The sequence below is a fragment of the Chitinivibrio alkaliphilus ACht1 genome (assembly GCF_000474745.1).
Classification (GTDB): domain Bacteria; phylum Fibrobacterota; class Chitinivibrionia; order Chitinivibrionales; family Chitinivibrionaceae; genus Chitinivibrio; species Chitinivibrio alkaliphilus.
Genome location: NZ_ASJR01000020.1, coordinates 1 through 22109 on the forward strand (window position 1 = coordinate 1; position 22109 = coordinate 22109).

Genomic DNA, 22109 nt, shown 5'->3' on the forward strand with positions numbered 1-22109 from the left:
ATTTCCTCCTTGAATTATTATGCAAAGCCCGACGTCCTGTCAAAGCTGTGGTCATTACACTCTATCGTCAGAGGTGAGTCAAAACATTACTATTATTCAGAAAAAAATAAAAAAAGGGCCCGAAGGCCCCCTTTTGGAATGCAGCGGATAGATTGTTTTATCCTACATAAGCAGTTGTAATACCCCTTGTGGCGCTTGGTTAGCTTGTGCCAGCATTGATTGTGATGCTTGCTTAAGGATATTGTTTTTGGAGAACTCCGTCATCTCTGCAGCCATATCAACATCACGGATACGTGACTCTGCAGCTTGGAGGTTTTCTCGGGAGTTGTCTGCGTTCCGTATGGTATGCTCAAGACGGTTTTGTACTGCCCCGAGGTTTGATCGTTCTTCTGATACAGATATTATTGCATCGTTAATAAGCTGGATTGCCACGGATTGATTTGCCGTGATATTGCTGGCTGCAACAGTATTCACACCGAGGGCTTCTGCCTGCATATCGTTAATGTTCAAGCTGATTATTTGTCCGCTGTTTGCTCCTACTTGAAATTCGAGGCCGTCTCCTGACTCTAGGTCTCCATCAAGCAAGGTTTGTGTGTTAAATTCTGTTTGCTCAGCAATACGGTCAATTTCATCTGAAAGTTGTTCTATCTCAGATTTGATAGACTCGCGATCCTTGGTAACATTGGTGTCGTTTGAAGCTTGAACAGAAAGTTCACGCATTCGTTGAAGAATTGCGTGGGTTTCATTGAGTGCTCCCTCTGCAGTTTGGATAAGAGATACGCCGTCCTGTGCGTTCCGTGATCCCTGTTGCAGCCCGCGAATTTGTCCGCGCATTTTTTCAGAAATAGCAAGCCCCGCAGCATCATCCCCTGCTCGGTTAATCCGGAATCCCGAGGAGAGTTTTTCCAGGGAGCGTCCGGTGCCTTGGTCGTTAATGCCGAGTTGTCTGTTTGCATTCATTGCCATAATGTTGTTGTTGATACGCATAATTTCCTCCTTGAAAATACGAAGCTACGCGTTTTGGCGTCACATGCCGTATTTATTGTTTCGGAAAACGGGGAGGTGCTTTACTTTTTTTAAAAATTTAATTTTTTTTCAATGGGTCGACATATAAAAAGGCGGCCTCTGTTTCGAGACCGCCTTTTTTGGAAAAAAAGAACCGTTTTTTTGTTCTACATAAGCAGTTGTAATACCCCTTGTGGCGCTTGGTTAGCTTGTGCCAGCATGGATTGTGATGCTTGCTTAAGGATATTGTTTTTAGAGAACTCCGTCATCTCTGCAGCCATATCAACATCACGGATACGTGACTCCGCAGCTTGGAGGTTTTCTTGGGAGTTGTCTGCGTTTCGTATGGTATGCTCAAGGCGGTTTTGTATCGCCCCAAGGTTTGAGCGTTCTTCTGATACAGATATTATTGCATCGTCAATAAGCTGAATTGCCACGGATTGGTCAGCAAGAATGTTGTTGTCTGCCACTTCGTGTACACCGAGGGCTTCTGCCTGCATGTCGTTAATACTCAAGCTGATGATCTGCCCACTATTTGCACCAACTTGAAGTTGGAGATCGTCTGCATTTCCTTGAAGCAAGGTTTGTGTGTTGAACTCCGTTTGTTCAGCAATCCGGTCAATCTCTTCAGTAAGCTGTTCAATTTCAGATTTGATAGACTCGCGATCCTTGGTAACATTGGTGTCGTTTGAAGCTTGAACAGAAAGTTCACGCATTCGTTGAAGAATTGCGTGGGTTTCATTGAGTGCTCCCTCAGCAGTTTGGATAAGAGATACGCCGTCCTGTGCGTTCCGTGATCCCTGTTGCAGCCCGCGAATTTGTCCGCGCATTTTTTCAGAAATAGCAAGCCCCGCAGCATCATCCCCTGCTCGGTTAATCCGGAACCCTGAGGAGAGTTTTTCCAAGGAATTTCCGGTGCCTTGGTCGTTAATGCCGAGTTGTCTGTTTGCATTCATTGCCATAATGTTGTTGTTGATACGCATAATTTCCTCCTTGAAAATACGAAGCTACGCGTTTTGGCATCACATGCCGTATTTATTGTTTCGGAAAACGGGGGAGGTACTTTACTTTTTTTAAAAAATTTAATTTTTTTCAATGGGTCGACATATAAAAAAGGCGGCTTCTGTTTCGAGACCGCCTTTTTCGTTAAAATAAGAGTGTGCTCTTGTGCGCTCACACTTTCTATGGTATACTTGAGTATGTATTAATTCTTCCACCGGGATTAGCGTGGCTCACATACTGATAATCGATGATGATCGGACATTCCTTTCGGTGTTCTCTCGCTTTTTGCGAAAGGCAGGGCATCAGGTTACCTCTGTTGATAATAGCCGGGATTTGTTTGACTATTTAAAGCAGGGCGGTTTTGACCTCCTTCTTCTTGACATGATTATGCCGGAACAGGACGGAGTTGATATCTTACGTACGCTTCGGCGTTATGGCTATACCATAGAAGTGATTGCCATGTCAGGTGGAGGACGGGTCACCGAGGGGGAGTTTTTCTTGGATTTTGCCCGTGCCATGGGAGTAACCCATCTTATACGCAAGCCAATTTATGATTTTAGAGAAGTATTAGAGCAGATACGAGGTGTAGCGGGAGAAGAGATCTCCCGCCGATATAGCTAGAAGCTTTTCGAGAAATTTACCAAGGGTAATACGGGAAAAACAGCACTGTTGCGTGCGATATTTCCCAAACCAATCTGTATACCGTCAAGCTGGGTGGCATAATTAATGACACCAAACTGAATGCCTGTTACGCGTTGACCGATATTGACAAAGCCCCAATCAAAGCCCTCAAAAGAGTCAGCGTAGTTTACCACAGAAAATATACGAGCCCCTTGGGCAGACCCTTGGGTTATGTTTGCCCATGAACCAAGAGATATCATATCTGAATTCCCGCCGGTAAGATTCACTCCGGTAAAAAGAGAAAATCCGCTTGTGCTTCCTTCGTTTATGTTGGCAAGCCCCCAGAAGCGAAAACCATCAAAATCACTCGTGGTGTGTCCCACAAATAGATTTATATCGACACCGTTCACCCTGTTGTTTTTGGTATAGAGCAGACCAAGACGAAGCCCGTCAACATTTTCTGTGGGGCCGCCAATTTGGATGGGTGAGACAAGACCTAACTCAACCTTGTTTGCCATGATCATGCTGGTGCAGATAGCGAGCATAAAAAGTGCTTTTTTCATATAACCTCCGTTTTGTTATGGTATGCGAGCAAAATATATCCGGTGAATCAGAAATGTATCGTCGGAATAGTTTTTTCTCTTTCTGGTTGATTTTCATATTTGTACTTCCCGTATGAGAGAGAGAGGATGTATCTTTTTGTATGGAGGTCTCTATGGATTTGGAAAAATTGGGTAGTCGTATTCGGACACGAAGAAAGGCAAAAGGGTTGACACAACAGCAGCTCGCTGCCTCTCTCTATATTTCTCCGCAAGCTGTTTCAAAATGGGAGCGTGGAGAAAATGCTCCAGATATCCTTGTCTTGCCGCGATTATCTGTTCTTCTTGATCGCTCCATTGAATGGATTATCAATGGTGATATACCAAATCGAGAAGTGATTGATGCGGTGGTGCTTGTTACAAGCTTGCGTAATTTTGTAACGCGGAGTCAAGAGCAGCCCCTTTCTCGTCTTGCCTTATGGATAAATCAGCTTTACCATGGCACTACGGAGGCCGTGTTAGCCTGTGAAGGGGTGGTTGTGAAATATACCGGGGATGGGGTGTTGGCATATTTTACCGGTGGGAATTATGTACAACGGGCACTTTCCTGCGGAGAGATGCTTCTCGAGCTTATTGCAGAAGAAGACATGCTTCTTACGTTAAAGGCGGGGCAGATATACGTTGGGGCCATGGGGCATGCCGAGTTTACTGCTCCAGATATCCTTGGAGAGACGGTGAATCAGGCATTTTTGTTGAATCGGTGGGCTACGGATGAACGGGAAGAACGAATGTTTGTTTCGGGACAGGCCTTTACAGGCATGCTCGCGCCTGTGGAGTACAAGCGCGATACAGCCCTGTCACATGAAGAGTTTCTGTATATTCGTCAATAATTCTTCGGCGGGAGAAGTTTTTGGTACTCCTCTTCCGTAATTGTCATCTGACTATTTTCTTCGAGAAATGCTTCAATTTTGTAGTAGTTGCGAAGCTCGGGAAGCATTATGTGCACCACAATATCAAGATAGTCTAAGAGAATCCACCGATTATGGTCTTGCCCTTCTGTATGGTCAACATACTGATCTTCCTGTTTCATCTCTTGTTTTATCGCCATGGCAATGGCTCGGACATGGTTGAAATTTGTTCCTTCGCAGATGACCGTCCAATCGGATACTGTGGAGGTTTCTCCCGTGTGAATAACACGGATATTCTCAGCCTTTGTTTCTAGCATGAGGTTGAGAATAGAGAGGAGATGAGGTTCTTGTTGTATTGCTTCAAAAATCATAAATAATCCTTTCGTAGTCGTGACCGACGATAAGTGTTGCATCATGGCGGGCGTCTCCCTGCCCGGGTCGGATAAATATGGGTGGTGGTGTGCCGAGAAGATTTGCAAGTTCTTCCGCAGTATCTGTGCCGGCTTTTCGCTGTACCACGATGGTTTGAGAGTAGTTCCAGCTTCTGGCGTTCCCCTCGGTAGTTCGAAACCCTTCACGGCGCAGGAGCTCCGCCACGGCACCGGCAACACCCGAGGTGCCGCATCCATTTAAAATCTCTACAGAGCCTCGTCGTGGAATTGCCGATTCAGGAACACGGCTTTTTTCTTCAATCTGCCGCTGATGTTCCCGCTGCTCCTCCAAAAGATGAAAGCGTTTTTCCCCGAGGTGAAATGCAGAAATCAGGACAAGGCATGTCAGTATACAAGAGAGTACATACCCTGTCTTCATAGTCGTTTACTTTGTCGGCATAAGAATGGTTTCGTCCCGACCTGGCCCTACTGACACAAGAGATATGGGGACATTGTAACAGAGCTCCTGGAGACGCAAAACATAGTTCTTCGCTGCAGAAGGAAGCTCTGAAAAGCTACGGCAGGAAGAAATATCTTCAGTCCAGCCGGGCATGATTTCATAGATTGGTTTTGCCCGCTCGACTTCCTCCGTAAGAGCTGGATACTGTTCTGTTTTCTTCCCGTCTACTTCGTAATGAGTACAAATCTTGATTTCAGAAAACCCCGTAAGGACATCGAGTTTTGTGAGGGCAAAGGTGGTGAATCCGTTGAGTTGAACGGCTTTTCGCAGGAGTACCGCATCAAACCAACCGCATCGACGAGGGCGTCCCGTTGTTGCGCCCATTTCTCCGCCTTGTTTCTGAAGTTTTTCCCCTGTCTCATCGGTAAGTTCCGTGGGAAAGGGACCATTTCCTACACGCGTAACATAGGTTTTAACAATACCGATCACGTCTGATACGATACGGGGTGAAACTCCCGAACCAGTGGCAATAGCTCCCAAGGTGGTGTTGGATGAAGTGACAAAGGGGAATGTTCCGTGGTCAATGTCGAGGAATGTTCCCTGTGCCCCTTCAAAGAGGAGTACTTTTCCTGCCTGTGCCGCGGCAAAAATATGTGCAGCCGTGTCAATAATAAACGGTGCAAGTCGACGGGATATTTGGCGATATTCTGCAAGCATTTCGTCAAAATCAAGAGGGAAATCTTGTTTGTAGAACTGTTCTACCAAGTCTTTCTTCTCATCATAGTTACGGCGGAGTTTCTCTTCGAAAACCGCAGGGGTAAGGAGGTCACCGAGGCGAATGCCTGATCGTCCCACCTTATCCGCATAGGTGGGGCCGATACCACGACCTGTGGTGCCAATTTTTCCGCCTTGAGCGCGATAAGCCTCACGAGCCTTGTCAACTATCTTATGATAGGGGAGTACCAAATGAGCTAAGCTGGAGATAAAGAGCTGCTCTTCCACGGCAAAGCCCTTTTCCTTTAGCTCGTCAATCTCTTTCAGAAACTGTGGAGCATCAAAGACAACTCCATTACCGATCAAGCACTCTTTTTTCGGGTACATTATCCCGGAAGGGACCATATGGAAGACAAATTTCTTCCCATCTACAACCACGGTATGACCCGCATTTGCGCCCCCTTGGTATCGGATGATAAGATCAGAATCTTTGGTGAGATAATCGATAACTTTGGCTTTTCCCTCATCACCCCATTGCGAGCCGATAACTACAGAATTGGACATGAAAAACTCCAGAATATGTCGCGTAGTGAAAACCACGCACTGACAAAAAGTGGTACATCAACACGGTAAAATAGTTTTAAGTTTCATATTACGCAAGGATTGGGCAGAAATACCCTGCTCAAGGGTATGAAGGGGTGGACTGCCATGTGGATGAGGTGTCTGCTTTGAGATAGGTTTTACAAAGGGGGTAGAGGCTGTTTTCATTCAGTGGTTTTACAAGAAAATGATTCATTCCTGCAGCGAGGCAACGTCGTTTTTCAGCCATGGTTGCGCGGGCCGTTACGGCAATAATCGGTGTTTCTTTACAAATACTTTGCCGAATAATTTTTGCCGTTTCGATACCGTCAAGCTCTGGCATTTGAACATCCATAAGAATAAGGCGTATCGTATACGCCTGTACTGCCTTGAGCGCTTCTATGCCGGTACGGGCTTCCACGACTCGTATATCAGGAAAATAATTTTCAAAGAAGTGGCGTAGAATGATCATGCTGAGCTCTTCATCCTCCACGAGAAGAATGGTTGTACGGGTTTCCGTCGTTCCTTGAGTATGTTTCTCCTTTGTTATGTTTTGGAAAAGAGAGGTTATTTTTTCCGGGGTGAGAGGTTTTGGAAGTAGATGGCACGCAGCATTGTTTTGAGCAATACGAGTGTAGTCTTTTGCATGAAACGGATTGTAGAGACAAACTGAATGAGCGGAGTTTCCGTTCTCCTTAAGATCTGCTTCATCTGTAACGTGCGCGGCTGCGTCGAAAAAGCAAAGGTCTGCCTTGTTTCGAATCTCCGTTTCAACAGTAATGTTATACCGCTCAAGCTGTTTTCTTAATAGATATGTTGTATATTTTCCTATTCCTGGATCTATGTAGGCGTTCGTATAGGGCGGAGATATGAGTACTGGGGAAGATGCTTTTGCCTCGGATATCAGATCTAGGGTAAAAAAGAATGTGCTCCCCATACCGGGGGTGCTTTCTACACGAAGGGTTCCTCCCAGTTTCTCAACAAGCAAGCGGGATATGGTCAGGCCAAGCCCAGTTCCGCCAAAATGGTGAGTTGTATCATCTTTGGCTTGTAGGAAGGGGGTAAATATCTTCTTCACCTCTTTCTTATTCATGCCAATTCCTGTGTCTGAAACGGAGAATGTCCACGTGTAGGATGGCGGTGTATGTGGCGTTGCTGTGAGGCATAGAAGGACTTCTCCACGAGGAGAGAATTTGATAGCGTTGGTTACAAGGTTCATGAGAATCTGTTTTATTCTCAGGGGATCGGTCTGGACAAATTGCGGAGCATCTTCGGGAAAATCAAGGATGACTTCTGTTTCATTTTTAAAAGCCGTATGTTTAACCATCTCTAATATATCGTACGTGATACGGGAAAGATCTGTTTCTGTTGTATGTATGGGGAGTTCTCCTGCTTCAATTTTTGAAAGATCAAGGATATTATTGATAATAGAAAGAAGCATTTTTCCAGAGGTGTGAATATTATCAATATATCGTGCGGTATTTGGTGCGAGGGTTCTTTTCTTACTGAGTTCAGTACATCCGATAATACCACTGAGGGGTGTTCTAATCTCATGGCTCATGGTAGCCAAGAAGGCTGTCTTTGCACGAGTTGCCTCTTCTGCTTTTTTTTGCGCATTCTGAAGTTTTTTCTCATTTTGCTTTATCCGACTAATGTTGTGTGCTATGGCGTTTATTTCCAGAACAGTACCACCTGTATCAAGTAAGGGGGATACATTTGAAACATACCATGAAATCTTTCCATCGGCATGGATAACGCGGTATTCAAGACTTTCTGCTTTTTTCTTATGAATAGTTACGTGCTTGATAAAGTCGATGCATTGGGCTGTATCTTTGGGATGAACAAACTTGTTGAGGTGCGTGCCGATGGTTTCTTCTTCTGTATATCCCAGTTTTTCGGTCCAATTGGGAGAGACATGGGTAATAACTCCCTCGGGAGTTATGGTGAAGATAATGTCGTCGGTGTTTTCAACGAGGTTCTTATAGCGCAGAAGGGTGTGGGATAGTTGCTCCTCTGTATGTAGTCTCGATATGGTTGTTGCAACCATGTCGGCATAGAGTTCGCAGAGTAAGGGAGAAGTAAGGTGGTGTCCTTTTCGCAGAAAAAAAGGGTGGTCATAATTTCCTGTGTACCCTTCTGTTTACCCAAGATTGCCACAGGAATATCCCCCCACCTTAGATATAGGTGATGGAGTATGGGGAGATCTGTGAGCCTATAGAGGCGGGAAAGGTCTGTATATTGCAGGGTTCCCTTCGTAAGAAAGGCGTCAAATTCAGGGTCGGGGGGTGGTGACTGCCCGTGCGTCTCATCCCAGAGAGTTTCTTCCTTTTCAAAATCATTTTTGTTCTGTATCTTAAAAACACCCTCTTTGGGCAAATAGTGTCCACATATGACGGTATGAGCATGGGATAACTCTCGAAAGGTTGCTGAAATGGATTGGTAGTTAAGGGTTTTCGGAGCTGTTGTTTTTAGGTGTTGCGCAGCCCGTGCAATTACTCGTTCGGGGGTGATGTCTGTAAAAAATGTTGCAAAATATCCCGATGTAAGGGAGGACGCAGTTATTTTAAACCACTTTTTGAGCGGAGCAAAATACTGTGAAAAGGAGGTGTCTTCCTTGGTGTCTGCTATTTCTGAATAAAAATTAATCCATGGGAAGTCTTCATGAACAATCTCAGGAAGTATCTCCCGTACCGTCTTACCAACAATGTCCTCAGCTGAGAGCCCTGTGAGGAGTTCATATCCCCTATTCGCTTCAATAAACCGATAGTCTATGGGAATACCCTGAGACGAGTAGATAATCTTATGGTAGGCATAGGCAAATTCCTTTTGGTGTAGGAGGGGGTGTTCACGGTGCGCATGCATCCGAGGCTCCTTTCATGGTATGGTTATTTGGAAACGGTGTGGAGAATGTTCTCTATGTGTTGTGTCAGGGAGTCAATAGTAAAGGGTTTTTTAATGAATGCATCATTTTGAGTAAGCTCCGTGTCTTCAAGTGTTTCCATGGTATATCCTGACATAAACAACACCTTGGTATGTGGCGAGTGTTGACGAATCTTTTTGGCAAGTGCAAGGCCATTCATTTCCAGCATAACCACATCGGTAATGAGTAAGTCTATGGTGTGGTGGGTCTGTTTTACGTATTCCACTGCACGGTTCGGATTTTTTTCTGCGATAACGGTATACCCTAAATGGTGGAGTATCTTCTCTGTCGTACTGAGAATAGATGGTTCGTCTTCCACGAGGAGCACCACTTTTTTCTCTTTCTTTTGAGGGGGGAGCTGTTGTTTTGGAGCTGCTTCCTCAAGAGGGAGTTGTTTCTCTTCATGAACTGGAAAATAGAGCTTGAAGGTTGTTCCTGTTCCAGGATTGCTTTCCACATCTATAAAGCCACTATTCTGACGCATAATACCGTACACCGTTGAGAGGCCAAGGCCGGTGCCGCGCCCCACCTCTTTAGTGGTAAAAAAGGGTTCAAAAATACTTGAGAGGGTGGTTTTATCCATGCCGGAGCCGGTGTCCCGTACGGTGAGTTGGACATATTTCTGCAGGGGGACCTGTTTTTGAAGTCCGGCCCCGGATGCATAGGGGGGTGAACCGTGGGCTGCATAGGTGGCAATGTCTATGGTACCACTCCCTTCTATGGCATCCTGTGCATTAATACAGAGGTTCATGATAATTTGGCTTAATTGTGATGGGTCTAAGTGTATCACAAAGTCATGAGGAGCGGGGGTCCAGGAAATCTCTACGGAATCTCTTGTTATTCGTCGCAACATGGAAAGTTGTTTTTCTATTTCCCTGTTGAGGCGAATGAGGCGGGGAGAGGCTACGTCTTTACGAGCAAAGGCGAGGAGTTGCTGGGTTAATTTTGCAGAACGCTGAGCTAAGGTTCCAATTTCATGTAAATCATCTTGAATGGCCGATTCTTTCGGGAGTTTCTCCCGGGCAAGTTCGATATATCCGAGCATGCCGCCCAGGGCATTATTAAAGTCATGGGCGATTCCTCCGGCAAGACGTCCAATGGATTCCATTTTTTGAGATTGAAGGAGCTGCTGTAAGAGCTTTTCCTTCTCCGCCTCTGCTTTTTTAAGATCTGTAATATCAGTGCCCGTTGCCAACACGCGTGGTATGCCGTCTATTTCAATACAGTTAAGGCGCATCTGTTCCCATACGATGTTACCATCTTTTGTACAATTCCTCCATTCAAACTGCTGCATTCCTTCTCTACATACTTTTTTAATCCACCCAAGAACCTCTTCTCGAGAATAGGGGGGAGTGTCCCATAGGTTGTTTTGCTGCAATTCCTTTACAGAGGAGTAGCCAAACACCTTATATGCCTGTGGATTTGCATCAATAATCTCCGCCGAATCAATGTCCATAATATAGATGGAAACAGGAACATTCATAAAGAGTGTTTTAAATTGTTCTTCACTGCGAAGAAGGGCCTCCTGTGTTCTTGTTAAGGTGTCTTCGGTGGTAAGAAGGTGCATTATGCGTTCAATGGCGGTGGGCAGTCGATCGAGAAAATCAATATCTTTCACTAAGTAATCTCTGGCTCCGCACTTCATCATTTCCACGGCAAGTTCTTCGCTTCCTTGGCCGGTCATGATAATAAAGGGAGGTAGACAGTGGTGTTCTTCCAAGCGTTGGATGACCTCTGTTCCTGACATCTCGGCAAGGGTGTTATCCAGTAACAGAAGGCTTTTTGGGGTTTGAATAACCCGTTCTATCGCACCTTTTCCGGTTGTTTCAATATGGAGAGAATATCCCTTAGCGGATAATTTATGTCGAATAAGTTCACCGATGCCATGATCGTCATCAACAACGATAATGTGTCGTGAGGGAGGTGATGGCGATTTTTCTATGCTCCTCATTGGTTTTGTTGCTCCTGAGTCTTTTTGGGTAGCTGCAACTCTGGTATTTGCACGATTGATATAAACAGGCCGAGTTGTTGAATGGCTGTTACAAAGGCAGAATATTCTACCGGTTTCGTGATGTAACTATTGCATCCCAAGGCATGGCACTCTTCTATTTCAAAGGGGTCATCCGTGGTTGTGACCATAATAACAGGGAGTTTTTTGAGCTCTGGGTCTTGCTTTATTTGACGAAGGACTTCCATGCCATCCATGCGGGGCATGCGAATATCAAGAAGCAGTACGTATGGCGTATGTTCTTGGCGCTTGATAGCATTATTGCTGCGAAAGAAAAAGTCGATAACCTCTTGGCCGTTATAAAAACGATGTATGGTATTGGTGACGCCGGCACGACGAAGGTTCTGTATAATCAGTTCTGCATGACCATCATCGTCATCAGCGATGAGCAGAACGACTTCCTTTTTTTCTCGTTCGGTCTCCGTCATTTTCCACTCCTTTGTTCGACTGCATGTATCTACAGTGTAGCACTATTGGTTCCCCTTCGCAAGGAGAAAAATGGGGGATTAGTTTCTACACGCTCTGAGTACCAATTCTGCAAGGTCAAACTTCTTAAAGGGTTTGTGAAGGAAAAACACCCGGCCTTTGGCGCGCAGTTGTTCCATGTCTTTTTCCTTGGTGAATCCCGATGAAATAATAATGGGAATATCCCTATGGACATCACGAAGAAGAGAGAAGGTTTCCTGCCCCCCCATGACGGGCATTATCATATCAAGGATAATACCGTCAATACGGTGGTGTTCTTTTTGGAAAAGCTCTATTCCCTCACGCCCGTTTGATGCAGTGAGTACGGTAAACCCCAAACTTTCTAACATGTGGGAGGCGGTTTTGCGAATGAGTTCTTCATCATCAATAATGAGGATGGTCTCGGTTCCCCGGGGGAGTTGTCGATTTTTCTCCTGTACCGGAAGAGAGAGTGGCTCGGCCAGAGGCAGGTATATATAAAAGATGGTGCCCTGCCCCGGCTCTGAATAGACGGTTATTGCTCCGGCATGTTCTTGCACTGCACCGTACACTGCTGCTAAGCCCAGACCGGTTCCCTCTCCGGTGGGTTTTGTTGTAAAAAATGGTTCAAATATATGGGCCGATATGTCGGGAGACATGCCGCATCCGGTATCGCGCACCCCTATTTCCAAGTAGTCCCCTTCTTCAATATTGAAGGGGGAGGAGAGACAGTACTCTTTGTCGAGATGGGTGTTTTTAAGCGAAAATGTGATAGTTCCGGTTTTTTCTATGGCATGGGACGCGTTAATTCCCATATTCATGAGGGCATTTTGCAATAGAGAGGTGTTTCCGATGATGGTTGTGTCGCGAGCGGTTATCTCTGTGTTGAGCGTGATGGCCCGGTCTACGGTATGTCCTAATAGAGCTACGGTTTCTGTTACAATATCTTGTGCATCAAGAGGGTATTTTTCGCTTACTTCAGCCCGCGAAAAGGTGAGCAGTTTTTTGGTTAGGTCTGTGGCGCGGTTTGCTGCGGTGAGAATAAGGGTAACAAACTCTTTTTCCTCTCCCTTAGAATGTTCTTCCGTAAGTATTTCAGCAGCTCCAATAATACCCGCTAAGGCATTGTTGAAGTCGTGAGCGATCCCTCCGGAAAGTCGTCCCAACGCTTCGAGCTTTTGAGTTTGGTGAAGCTGTTCTTCCAAACGCTTGCCTTCTAATTCAGCATTTCGTAATTCCGTAATATTTCGCATGGTGGATAGCACTCGATTTTCGCCCATGGGTGTATATCGAATTTCATAATATCGTTTTTCCTTTTGTATGGTTATCTCATATGTTGCGTAGGACTTTGTTCGGGTTTGTAGTACCTTTTCTATGTTATCGTGGGTGAGTTTTGCCACATACTCCGGGGCTACTTCGTCGATTGACTTTCCAAGAAACTCGTGAGGAGGCATAAGGTAGTCGTCGGTCATCTCCTTTGGGTGACAATCAAGAAGAATTCCTTCAGTAGAACAAACGATCATTATATCAGGATTTGCTTCCAAGAGTGCTTGGTTTCGTTCAAGTAAGTCGGCAAGTTCCCTGTTTTTAGCACTGAGATCCTGTTCTCTATTTTGCAGTTCCCGAAGCATATTCCCAAAAGCGAGGGTAAGTTCATGCGCTTCAGATACAAGGGGGCTGCATGAGGGGAGGGGGTATTGCGAGCTCCCCGGGATATTTTCTGTGCTATTTCTGCGATAGTCTTTATGGGAACCAAGGCTTTGTGAAAAAGAAGAAACGCTGCAAAGGAGAAGGAAAGGAGAAGTGTAAAAACCATGATGCGGCTGTTTCGTTGACGCTGGCGAACATCTCCCATGAGTGCTGCCTCCGGCATGGCGACAACAATATTCCAGTGCAGATTGTCCTTATGAAAGGGCGTGCTGTTTACAAAAATTTCCTTGTTTTCTATAAGAAGGGCAAGGGAGTTTTTCTTGTCTTGAGTCTTTTGTGCAAGGGCTGTAGCGCTTTGTCGTAGCAAAGGGTGTCTTGATTGCATGGCTTTGGGAAGACTCACTAAGCCATTTTCAGAGCGAGTAATGGTATCTTGGGTTTTGTAGGATGAAGCGAGGAGGCTGCCCTCTGATGTTGTAATATACACAGCACCTCCCGGAGGAATCTCTTCTTCTTGAAGAAAGGCATGGAGCCGACCAAGCTTTACATCAACGATAGCCGCACCGTACAACGTATTTTGAGGAGAAAAAACAGGAAGCATATGAGTAATTGTAAGCTCAGCTTTCTCATCAAGGTTTACATATACCTCGGACCATTGTTTCGTGGGAGACTCAAAGAGCGGGGCAAACCAGGGCCGTTGGGTGGGGTCATACGCACCAAAAACAGCAGCTATTGGGCCGGAACGGTGCAGGGTTTCGTAGATATAGAGACTGTCATTGGTATGTGTATCCTGCACCATGAGATTGAGACTTTCGTCATCATTAATTCTGATGCCAAGGTAGTTTTTATAGATATTTCCATAGTTTACCGTGCTGATTTGAGGTGTGTGCTCACGGGCCTGCCGTGCGATTTCTTGAAACCACGGTTCAAGAGGTGAAAGATCATTCTCATCGTAGAGGCTCTGCATACGTATGTACGTTTTATTTGTGTAATTAACAAGGGCTGGTTCCTTCAACAGCTCGGAAATGCGCAGGGCTGTATGTTCAGTAATACCGTGGATGGTGTTTTTTCCCTGCTGGGTTAAAAGTGAGTCATAATCCATGTGTTGGGTATGCACAAATATAAAGAGAATACCCCCCGTGAGGAGCGCGAAAAAGAGAAAAAGTAAGGTTCCAAGATGTATATGTAGTTTCATAGGAGTCTTCCTTGGGTGAGCGTTTAAATAGTGTACCATTCGGTATGATTCGATGCACTGTTTTTTTTTCTTAAAAACAGAGTGATGAGCAAAAACGACCGAACAGAGGAGGATAATTGATTTTTTACAATCAAATGTATATTTTTAGGGTATAGTTTTTTTTAGAAGGATGGGGACTATGCGATTATCCACGAAGACACGGTATAGCTTGCGGATATTAATTCAGCTTGCTACGGTGGGGCCCAACTCTCCCGCGTTGAAGGGAAAGGTTATGGCGCAAGAACAGGAAATATCAGAGCCGTATCTGGAACAAATTATGATTCCCTTAAAAAGTTCCGGCTTGGTAAGCACAATTCGCGGGTGCAACGGTGGGTATGTGCTCAATGCAGATCCGGAAAAAATCACAGTTCTTGATATAATTGAACTTTTTGATGGTCCCGTGCAATTTTCCAGTTGCAAGGAAGAAAATGATGGGAGTCCCTGTCGCCGTATCGCCAATTGCCCCAGTACGGCTGTGTGGGCACATTTATCAAAGGTGTTACGGGAAGAAGCGCAGAAAATAACAGTGAAAGAGTTAGCTGATAAGTGCACCACCTCTGAATTTCAGGAGTATGTCATATGAACATCCACGACTCAATTAGTGACTGTATCGGGAAAACGCCCTTGGTCCGTATGCGCTCTTTCCTCCCCGATGTTACGGCATCGCTCTTTGCAAAACTTGAGTTTTTCAACCCCACGGCGAGTATTAAAGATCGCACAGCGTACGGCATGATTCGTGCTGCTGAAGAGCGCGGTGAATTAACCCCGGGAGACACAATCGTTGAGCCAACAAGTGGTAACACGGGGGTTTCCCTTGCCATGATTGCTGCTGCACGGGGATATAATCTTATTATTACCATGCCGGAATCTATGTCTATTGAGCGTCGACGTCTTATGGCATATCTTGGGGCAGAGGTCGTCCTTACTGATGCTGTTCGGGGTATGAAGGGAGCCATAGAAAAGGCAGAAGAGCTCTGTGCGGCGGAGAGCCGTTTTTATATGCCGCAGCAATTCAGAAATACGGATAATCCTCATATCCATTATACAACAACAGCCCAAGAGATTTGGGATGATACAGACGGTGCTGTTGATGTTGTCGTCATGGGGGTTGGCACGGGAGGAACCATTACCGGTACGGCAGAGCGGTTAAAAGAGTTAAAACCCTCTCTTCGTGTTGTCGCGGTAGAGCCTGCTTCGTCGGCTGTGTTATCTGGAGAAACTCCCGGTAAACACGGTATTCAGGGAATTGGTGCCGGGTTTGTTCCGGCCATTCTCAAGGCCGATCTTATTGATAGTATTGTGAAAGTGACCGATGCTCAGGCCCTTACGGCAGCACGAAAATGTGCCTCCACTGAGGGTGTTATTGCCGGTATTAGCTCCGGTGCTGCCTTATTTGGTGCTTCTCAAATTGCCAAAAAGAGCGAGAACCGGGGCAAAAACATTGTGGTCGTACTTCCTGATACGGGGGAGCGATACCTTTCCACAGACCTTTTTGAGCGGTAGATGCTACCGCAAAGGAGACCTTGGTGACTTCCTCTGTAATTTATCTCGACAGTAATGCCACCACCCCGGTGAAATCTGCTGTTCTTGATGAGATGCTCCTTGTCTTTCAAAATTGCTTCGGAAATCCTTCCGCGCTCTACTCCTATGGGCAGGAGGCGGCGCAGCGCCTTGCCCATGCCCGCAGGCGTGTGGCGGGGAGTATCGGTGCAGAGATGGATGAGATTGTTTTTACCTCCGGGGGGACTGAGTCAAACACCACGGCTCTCTTCGGTCTTTTGGAGCGGTTTCCCCATAAAAAACACATTGTCACCACTGCCGTGGAGCACAGCTCTGTCTATGAGGCTTGCTGTGTTCTTGAAAAACGCGGCTACGAGGTGACCCGCCTTGGAACCGACTCTGCGGGATTTATCTCTCCGGAAGAGTTTGCACGGGCTTTGCGTGAAGACACCCTTCTTGCTTCTGTGCTCTATGCCGGCAATGAAACCGGGGCTATTCAGCCCGTGGGTGAATTAGCACGAATGGCCGGTAAGAAGGGGGTCTTTTTTCATACCGATGCCGTACAGGCCATGGGAAAAATACCCCTTGATGTAAATGATCTTTCCGTGGATCTGCTCTCCCTGTCGGGCCATAAATTCGGTGGTCCCAAGGGGGCCGGAGCTCTTTTTGTCCGCCGGGGGATTCCCCTTACCCCTCTTTTGTACGGAGGTGGCCAGGAAAATAAGCGCCGCTCCGGTACGGAGAATGTTCCCGCCATGGTTGGTTTGGGGGCAGCCTGTGAGCTTGCGCAGGAAAATCTTGGGGAAAATCATAAAAAACTGCAGGAGTTGAAACGCTTTTTCTGCGAAGCCCTGTCTTCTGCCATCTCCTCCGTGTGCTTTTACAGCGGGCAGGATGAAAGGTATCTCCCCAATACCGTTTATGCCGGTTTTCCCGGTGAGGATCAGGAGAGTCTGGCCATGGGGCTTGATCTGCAGGGAGTTTGTGTGGCCACGGGGTCTGCCTGCGGAAGTTCACGTCGCGAGGCATCCCGTGTGCTAAAAGCCATGGGAGTGTCCGGGGCAGAACTTTTCTCCGCCCTGCGTTTCTCCTTTGATACGGGAGTAACAAAAAAGGAGCTCCAGGAGACCGTCCGCGTCCTGGCAGATATTATTTTATAGTTGAAACTATATTCATGAGGTAAACATGGCCGTTGATTATGTGGATACGCTTATTGCGGATATCCGACGATTGAAAAAAGAAAAAAATGCGATTATATTGGCACATAACTATGTCCTTGGTGATGTGCAGGATGTAGCGGATTTTGTGGGTGATTCCCTGGAATTGAGCAAAAAGGCCCGGCAGGTGGATGAAGAGGTGATTGTCTTTTGCGGAGTCTCCTTTATGGCGGAGACGGCAAAGATTCTTTCCCCGGAAAAAAAAGTGATTCATCCCGTGACTGCGGCGGGCTGTCCCATGGCCGATATGGCCGACGCTCCCGCCCTGCGCCGCTTCAAGCAAGACCATCCCGATGCCGTGACAGTCTGTTATGTAAACAGCTCAGCCAGCCTGAAGGCGGAGGTTGATATCTGCTGTACCTCTTCCAATGCAGAAGAAATCATAGGGTTGATCCCTGAAGATCGGCGGATTATCTTTCTGCCCGATAAAAATCTTGGCGCCAATGTGGCGCGCGCCACGGGGCGGCAGATGATCCTTTGGGAAGGGTTTTGTCCCACCCACATGCGCCTGCGTCCCGCCATGCTTGAGCGCAAAAAAGAGGAATTTCCCCATGCCGTGGTTATTGCTCATCCGGAATGCCGTCCTGAAGTGCTGGATCTGGCAGATTACTCCCTCAGTACGGGGGGGATGCTCTCCTTTGCCCGCAGCACAGAGGCAAAGCAACTCATTGTGGCAACAGAACTGGGTATTATCCACCGCCTCCAGAAGGAAAATCCGGACAAACAGTTTATTCCCATATCTGAACAGGCGGTCTGTATGACCATGAAGATGATCGAGCTTGAGGATGTAAAGCGGTCCCTTGAAACCCTTACACCGAAGGTAGAGCTTGAGCCGGATATTATCACCCAGGCAAAGGCTCCCATTGTACGTATGATTGAACAGCGACTGGATATATAATGACACAGGGAATCAGTGTAGCAGAGGCACGGGAATATATGCAGCTGCCCCATGGGCAGGTTTTTGACCTGATCTCGCAGGCCCGCCGGGTGCGTGAGGAGTATTTGGGGTGTGAGGTATCCCTGTGCTCCATAGTAAATGCCAAGAGCGGCAACTGCCGGGAAGACTGCTCCTTTTGTCCTCAGTCGGTACATGCAGAGGCATCGGTGGAAACCTACCCCCTCATGGATAAAAAGGATATTCTCGCTGCTGCCAAGCGTGCAGAGCTTCAAAATGCTCATAACATGGGTATTGTCACCTCGGGAAGAAAAATCTCCCCCCGTGAAATGGAGGATGTCCAGCGGGCCGTGGAGATGGTTGGCAAAGAGACATCCCTTGGAGCCTGTGCGTCCCTGGGGCTGGTGGATACCTTCTTTATGGAGGAATTGAAAGCGGCAGGTTTGCAGGCCATACACCACAATCTTGAAAGCTCACGCAGCTTCTATGAACAAATCTGTACCACCCGTACATACGATGAGAATCTTCGGGTATTGCACCATGCAAAAGATGCGGGGTTGCGGGTGTGTTCCGGTGGCCTTTTTGGTCTGGGAGAAAGCAATGATCAGCGGGTGGAGCTCTTTGATGAGTTGCGCCGGGTGGAAGTGGATTCAGTCCCCATTAATTTCCTTCATCCCCGGGAGGGAACCCGGGCTGCCTCCTCTGCAAAAAAAATTACCCCCCTTGCGGGATTAAAAATTATTGCCGTGGCACGGCTCATGATGCCCCGCACCCAGATTCGCATTGCCGGAGGACGGGAGTATACCCTGCGGGATATGCAGTCCTGGATTTTTGCAGCCGGTGCAAACGCCCTCATGGTGGGAAATTATCTTACCACGGCAGGCAGAAGTATCGAAGATGACCTGCAGATGATTGCTGATGCGGGAATGATTGTTTCCGAAACGGGTGGATGCGGTGCCTGAAAAACGCCTTGTTGCCGCCATGAGCGGCGGGGTGGATTCCTCCGTTGCGGCAGCCCTCTATGCAGAGCAGGGCTATGAGGTAATTGGTATCACCCTCAAAATGAAAAATTGTGATAACAGTCGTGAAAAAACAAAGGCGTGCTGTGGCCTTGATGACAATATTCATGCCCGCCTTGCGGCGGAGAAGCTTGGCATAAAACACTATTTCCTTGATCTTCGTCATATTTTTGAGGAATCCGTATTGCGGTACGCCTGGGAGGAGTATTCCCGGGGGCATACCCCAAATCCCTGCGTAATGTGCAATGAGCATCTCAAATTCGGCGCTTTGATAGATTATGCGGATAAACTCAATGCGGATGGAGTTATTACGGGACATTATGCCCGAATTACTACTGATGAATCGGGAAGCCCCGCCCTGTTAAACGGTGTTGATGACACGAAAAATCAGACCTATTTTCTTGCAACTCTTACCCGAAAACAGCTGGAGAAATCCTGCATGCCCCTGGGGGAGTATACCAAGGATATGGTGCGTGAGATGGCACGGAAGCGGGGGCTGGAAAATGCGGAAAAAACAGAGAGTCAGGATGCCTGTTTTGGCTATCGGGGGGAAGCCTTTGCCGAAACCCTGGGGCGATATTTTGATGCTTCCTTTCACGGGGGTGAGATGGTGGATGAAACGGGGCGGTTTCTCAGGCATCACGAGGGGATTCAACGCTATACTATTGGACAGCGCAAAGGCCTTGGAGTGGCCCTGGGAAAGCCCGCCTATGTCTCTTCCATTGATCCCGCCACGGGGCGGATTCGTGTTACCACACGGCAGGACGATCTCCTCTCACCGGCCCTGCAGGCAGAGTCTATGAACTGGCTGGTAGATATGCCCCATGAATTTTCCTGTTATGCACAGATCAGATACAATCAAACCCCCGTACCGGTGCAGGTGGTACGCAGGGGTGATAACGGGGTACGCGTTGTTTTTGAAGAGCCCGTCCGTGCTGCAACGGCGGGGCAACTCCTTGCATTGTACGAAAAGGATCGTCTCCTTGGGGGAGGATGGATTTGCCATGTTGAATAAGAATGCCGCCCTCTTTGAAAAAATAGATCGGGGAGAGGAACTTACCCTCGCAGATCTTACGACATTGTTACATATGCAGGAGCCGGAAGAGCTGCATCGTCTTTTTTCCGCCGCCTACGAAGTAAAAAAGCGACACGTGGGAACAACTGTCTACTACCGGGGTATTATTGAAGCGGGAAATATCTGTGTAAAGGATTGCTACTACTGCGGGATCCGCCGATCAAACAGTGGGGTGGAGCGGTTTTTAATGGATCCTGAGGAGATTGTTCGTGAGGCCCTGTGGTGTTATGAAAATCACTACGGTTCCCTGGTGATCCAAAGCGGCGAACGGCAGGATGGAGCCTTTACCGACATGATTACCGGGGTGATTCGGCGCATTCGTGCCGCTACGGAGGGAAAACTGGGTATCACCCTCTCACTGGGAGAACAATCACGCCGGGTGTATGATGAGTGGTTTCAGGCGGGGGCCCATCGCTATCTTCTCCGTATTGAGACCTCAAATCCTGCGCTGTATACAGAACTTCACCCCGGGGATCATAGTTTTTCCACCCGCCTCGCGGCACTTCGTTTTCTGCAGGAGGCAGGCTATCAGGTGGGGACAGGGGTGATGATGGGTCTGCCGGGACAAACCATGGAAGATCTTGCCCGCGATATATTGTTTTTACGTGATTTTGATATTGATATGGTGGGAATGGGTCCCTATATTCCCCATAAGGATACCCCTCTCGGGGCAGAATGCACTGGTCTCAGGGAGGATGAAAAAAAGGAACTTCTTCTCCTTGCAAAGAAGATGATTGCCCTGGTGCGCATTGTTTTAAATGATGTGAATATTGCCGCTACTACAGCCCTGCAGGCCCTGAAACACGATGGTCGAGAGGAAGGGCTTTTGGCAGGTGCCAATATTATTATGCCCAATGTTACCAAAACAGACTATCGCCCCCACTATCAGCTTTATGAAAATAAACCCTGTATTGATGAAAATTCCACCATGTGCAGGGGCTGTCTGGAGGGTCGTATCGGCCGTATTGGTGAGACCATCGGCTATGATGAGTGGGGTGATTCCCCCCATTTTTTCCGTCGAAGCGGCCGTGTTTCCACACATACATGAGATTCTTTCCTCCTACGACAAAGGGGTGGAAAAAATACTTCCGTCGCCTCTCTACGGGAGTCCCGAACGATCCCGTGCGCGATGCCTCTTTGAAACACCCCGGGGCAGTCGCTATATCCTTGAAGAGATCTCGCCGGAACAGGTTCAGCCCAGAAAAGAGATCTCCCAATGGCTTTTCCTCCTGAAAAACTCCCTCCCTGTGGCAGCCTATGAACAAAACAGGGACGGTGATTTTGTAACCTGCCATGGAAACAAATACTACCAGCTCCAGCCCTATATCCGCGCCCATGGCTGTAATCAGGCTACGTATTTTCACGATGCCTGGCGGGGGGAGAGTATGGCGGAGTATTGTATCTTTCTGAAAAAAGAGGGAACTAAGCTTCCGAAGGCTTCGGCAAACCGCCGCTTTCTTCCGGAATATATTGAAAATCTGTGTAAAACCCTGGCAGTTCACCGTCCCCAATTGTTGCGGGATATTACCCCGGTGTATCGCTTTGTGGCACGGCAGTATGATATTTTTTCTCAGCTTCCACAGGTGTTTTGTCACGGAGATTTTCATCCTGCAAACATCCTCTGGGGAAAAAGAACCATTGCCGGAGTGATTGACTGGGAGTTTTCCGGCTTTGATTTTATTCTCTATGACGCGGCTCTTGCCTTTGGATGTATTGCCTCTGAGGGACCCGATGCCGCCGGAGGTGCAACGGCAGATGCCTTTTGCCGGACTCTTTTTTCAGACCCTGCATATAAAAAATATGCGGATTATTTTCCCTTGGCAGTGATAGCTTTGCGGTTTCCCTGGCTTTCGGAATGGCTGCGCAAAGAGGATGAAGAGATGGTGGAGTTTGAAGGGGAGTATCTGTATTTTCTTGCAGACTATTTTAAGATATCCTTGTAGTGCCT

Annotated in this window: 22 protein-coding genes; 10 read left to right on the top strand and 12 right to left on the bottom strand. The window is 47.2% G+C overall.

Features of this window, described 5'->3' with window-relative positions; translation table 11 throughout:
- Positions 1–162 precede the first annotated feature (162 nt).
- Both CALK_RS09300 and CALK_RS09305 read right to left on the bottom strand, forming a co-directional pair.
- Positions 163–987 (bottom strand): flagellin N-terminal helical domain-containing protein, encoded by an 825-nt coding sequence (locus CALK_RS09300; RefSeq protein ID WP_022637438.1) that lies wholly within the window; start codon positions 985–987, stop codon positions 163–165.
- A 185-nt stretch (positions 988–1172) separates the two neighbouring features.
- Entirely contained in the window at positions 1173–1988 is an 816-nt protein-coding gene (locus tag CALK_RS09305) for a flagellin N-terminal helical domain-containing protein (protein ID WP_022637439.1), read from the bottom strand.
- Between the two features lie 244 nt (positions 1989–2232).
- Between CALK_RS09305 and CALK_RS09310 the strand changes: the two genes are divergently transcribed.
- Positions 2233–2628, top strand: a complete 396-nt coding sequence (locus CALK_RS09310) for a response regulator (RefSeq protein ID WP_022637440.1) — start codon at positions 2233–2235, stop codon at positions 2626–2628.
- Here the strand turns inward: CALK_RS09310 and CALK_RS12340 are convergent.
- Positions 2625–3191 (bottom strand): hypothetical protein, encoded by a 567-nt coding sequence (locus tag CALK_RS12340; RefSeq protein WP_022637441.1) that lies wholly within the window; start codon positions 3189–3191, stop codon positions 2625–2627. The genes CALK_RS09310 and CALK_RS12340 overlap by 4 nt on opposite strands.
- Positions 3192–3343: 152 nt before the next feature.
- Here CALK_RS12340 and CALK_RS12345 point away from each other — a divergent pair, with 152 nt between their 5' ends.
- On the top strand, positions 3344–4057 hold the full coding sequence (locus tag CALK_RS12345; protein WP_022637442.1) for a helix-turn-helix domain-containing protein: 714 nt from the start codon (positions 3344–3346) through the stop codon (positions 4055–4057).
- Here the strand turns inward: CALK_RS12345 and rsfS are convergent.
- From rsfS to CALK_RS09365, 9 genes are all read right to left on the bottom strand, one after another.
- Complete coding sequence (rsfS, locus tag CALK_RS09325; RefSeq protein ID WP_022637443.1) at positions 4051–4446, bottom strand: ribosome silencing factor; 396 nt, start codon at positions 4444–4446, stop codon at positions 4051–4053. The genes CALK_RS12345 and rsfS overlap by 7 nt on opposite strands.
- Positions 4436–4885 (bottom strand): LytR C-terminal domain-containing protein, encoded by a 450-nt coding sequence (locus tag CALK_RS12350; RefSeq protein WP_022637444.1) that lies wholly within the window; start codon positions 4883–4885, stop codon positions 4436–4438. The genes rsfS and CALK_RS12350 overlap by 11 nt, the downstream gene beginning before the upstream one ends.
- 6 nt (positions 4886–4891) lie before the next feature.
- Positions 4892–6184: an adenylosuccinate synthase gene (locus CALK_RS09335; RefSeq protein ID WP_022637445.1), complete on the bottom strand. Its 1293-nt coding sequence runs from the start codon at positions 6182–6184 to the stop codon at positions 4892–4894.
- 118 nt (positions 6185–6302) lie between these two features.
- On the bottom strand, positions 6303–8246 hold the full coding sequence (locus tag CALK_RS09340; protein ID WP_022637446.1) for a PAS domain-containing hybrid sensor histidine kinase/response regulator: 1944 nt from the start codon (positions 8244–8246) through the stop codon (positions 6303–6305).
- A complete protein-coding gene (locus CALK_RS09345; RefSeq protein ID WP_022637447.1) occupies positions 8138–9061 on the bottom strand; it encodes a PAS domain-containing protein in 924 nt (307 codons plus the stop codon). Before CALK_RS09345 ends, CALK_RS09340 begins: the two co-directional genes overlap by 109 nt.
- 23 nt (positions 9062–9084) lie before the next feature.
- On the bottom strand, positions 9085–11070 hold the full coding sequence (locus CALK_RS09350; protein ID WP_022637448.1) for a hybrid sensor histidine kinase/response regulator: 1986 nt from the start codon (positions 11068–11070) through the stop codon (positions 9085–9087).
- Complete coding sequence (locus tag CALK_RS09355) at positions 11067–11555, bottom strand: response regulator (protein WP_022637449.1); 489 nt, start codon at positions 11553–11555, stop codon at positions 11067–11069. The genes CALK_RS09350 and CALK_RS09355 overlap by 4 nt, the downstream gene beginning before the upstream one ends.
- Positions 11556–11633: 78 nt before the next feature.
- Entirely contained in the window at positions 11634–13202 is a 1569-nt protein-coding gene (locus CALK_RS09360; RefSeq protein WP_081698115.1) for a hybrid sensor histidine kinase/response regulator, read from the bottom strand.
- Positions 13094–14416 carry a HAMP domain-containing protein gene (locus tag CALK_RS09365; RefSeq protein ID WP_022637451.1) on the bottom strand — a complete coding sequence of 441 codons (1323 nt, stop codon included), beginning with the start codon at positions 14414–14416 and terminating at the stop codon, positions 13094–13096. The genes CALK_RS09360 and CALK_RS09365 overlap by 109 nt, the downstream gene beginning before the upstream one ends.
- A 178-nt stretch (positions 14417–14594) precedes the next feature.
- On the opposite strand from CALK_RS09365, the gene CALK_RS09370 reads away from it, so the two are divergent.
- From CALK_RS09370 to CALK_RS09405, 8 genes are read left to right on the top strand one after another with little or no spacing between them, the layout of a single operon-like run.
- On the top strand, positions 14595–15038 hold the full coding sequence (locus CALK_RS09370; RefSeq protein ID WP_022637452.1) for an RrF2 family transcriptional regulator: 444 nt from the start codon (positions 14595–14597) through the stop codon (positions 15036–15038).
- A complete protein-coding gene (gene cysK, locus CALK_RS09375) occupies positions 15035–15958 on the top strand; it encodes a cysteine synthase A (protein ID WP_022637453.1) in 924 nt (307 codons plus the stop codon). Before CALK_RS09370 ends, cysK begins: the two co-directional genes overlap by 4 nt.
- A 23-nt stretch (positions 15959–15981) precedes the next feature.
- Complete coding sequence (locus tag CALK_RS09380) at positions 15982–17115, top strand: cysteine desulfurase family protein (RefSeq protein ID WP_022637454.1); 1134 nt, start codon at positions 15982–15984, stop codon at positions 17113–17115.
- Positions 17116–17140: 25 nt separating this feature from the next.
- Positions 17141–18070, top strand: coding sequence for a quinolinate synthase NadA (gene nadA / locus CALK_RS09385; protein WP_022637455.1), 930 nt, complete (start codon positions 17141–17143; stop codon positions 18068–18070).
- Positions 18070–19029, top strand: coding sequence for a biotin synthase BioB (gene bioB / locus CALK_RS09390; protein ID WP_022637456.1), 960 nt, complete (start codon positions 18070–18072; stop codon positions 19027–19029). The genes nadA and bioB overlap by 1 nt, the downstream gene beginning before the upstream one ends.
- Positions 19022–20101, top strand: coding sequence for a tRNA 2-thiouridine(34) synthase MnmA (gene mnmA, locus CALK_RS09395; protein ID WP_022637457.1), 1080 nt, complete (start codon positions 19022–19024; stop codon positions 20099–20101). Before bioB ends, mnmA begins: the two co-directional genes overlap by 8 nt.
- Complete coding sequence (gene hydE, locus CALK_RS09400; RefSeq protein ID WP_022637458.1) at positions 20091–21209, top strand: [FeFe] hydrogenase H-cluster radical SAM maturase HydE; 1119 nt, start codon at positions 20091–20093, stop codon at positions 21207–21209. The genes mnmA and hydE overlap by 11 nt, the downstream gene beginning before the upstream one ends.
- Positions 21190–22104 (top strand): phosphotransferase enzyme family protein, encoded by a 915-nt coding sequence (locus tag CALK_RS09405; RefSeq protein ID WP_162146728.1) that lies wholly within the window; start codon positions 21190–21192, stop codon positions 22102–22104. The genes hydE and CALK_RS09405 overlap by 20 nt, the downstream gene beginning before the upstream one ends.
- The last annotated feature ends 5 nt before the right edge of the window (positions 22105–22109 follow it).